The following is a 1,198-nucleotide window of genomic DNA, read 5'->3' as shown; positions in this document are numbered from 1 at the left end:
TGACCTTTCCCCCAAGAATAGAACCATGACATCGATGAGATTTCCATTAAAATGGGTCAAGTGGAGATCTCAAAATGAAAAAACGTTACAGCGAAGAACAAATCATCAAGGCCATCAAAGAGCACGAGGCTGGAGCCAAGGTTGAAGACATTTGCCGTCGCCTCGGTATATCCAATGGGACTTTTTACAACTGGCGTAGTAAATACGCCGGTATGGAAGTCAACGAAGCGAAGCGCCTACGCGAGCTCGAAGCCGAAAACACTAAACTGAAGAAGCTCTTAGCGGAGAAAATGCTTGAGACAGAAGCCCTGAAGGATGTCGTCTCAAAAAAGTGGTAAAGCCCGCCAGCAAAAAGCACGTGGTTACGCATTTAGTGACTACGTTTAAGCTTAGTGAGCGCCTTGCGTGCAAGTTGGTCGGGCTGAGTCGAACCGCTTATCGATATCAACCTAAAAAGCGCCAGGATGAGCCTGTCACGGCTCGTTTAAAGGAGCTGGCAGTCGAGTATCCGCGTTACGGATATTTGATGCTACACGGCCTTCTTAAGCGCGAAGGACTCGTTAGAAACAAGAAGCGAACGTACCGTTTATACACAGAGCAAGGGCTTCAGGTTCGTACTAAAAAGCGTAAAAAACTAACGCGACCACGTGTCGTCATGGACGCTCCAACTGCTGTAAATCAGCGCTGGTCGATGGACTTTGTTTCCGACCAATTAGCTAGTGGGCGTCGTTTTCGGGTTTTAAACATTGTTGATGATTTTAGCCGCGAAGTCGTTGGCCAACTTGTTTCAGTGTCGATATCAGGGCAGCAGGTAGCCCGGTTTCTATCGCAGATTATTGAGACTCGCGATCAACCCGACTCGATTGTTTGCGACAACGGCACCGAATTTACCAGTAAGGCTATGTTCTTCTGGAGCAAGACGAAAGGCGTTCGACTGAGCTTTATTCAGCCAGGCAAACCCACACAGAATGCGTTTGTGGAGAGCCTGAACGGCAAGTTCCGAAACGAATGTTTGAATCAACATTGGTTCAGAACATTGGATGAAGCGCGATACGACATAGAGCAGTGGCAGCGTCATTACAACGAAGAACGACCTCACAGCTCACTGAATTACTTACCGCCAGCTGAGTACGCGAAACAGGTGGCATAAAAACTGAAATCTCATTGAAAATGTGGTGTTATTTCAGGGGAAAGGTCA

1 protein-coding gene is annotated in these 1,198 nt (G+C 47.5%); it reads left to right on the top strand.

Translation table 11 applies throughout. The features are described 5' to 3' along the window. The first annotated feature begins 74 nt into the window (after positions 1–74). Positions 75–1,150 (top strand): IS3 family transposase gene (locus HXZ99_RS12050; protein WP_194757543.1). Its coding sequence is split into 2 segments (ribosomal slippage): positions 75–324 and positions 324–1,150, totalling 1,077 coding nucleotides; the frame shifts between segments, so codons are not numbered across the junction. Positions 1,151–1,198: the final 48 nt, after the last annotated feature.

It is taken from the genome of Aliidiomarina indica (assembly GCF_015354615.1).
Classification (GTDB): domain Bacteria; phylum Pseudomonadota; class Gammaproteobacteria; order Enterobacterales; family Alteromonadaceae; genus Aliidiomarina; species Aliidiomarina indica.
The sequence above is the reverse complement of the archived record's forward strand: the minus strand, read 5'-3'. Positions and strand labels throughout refer to the sequence as shown.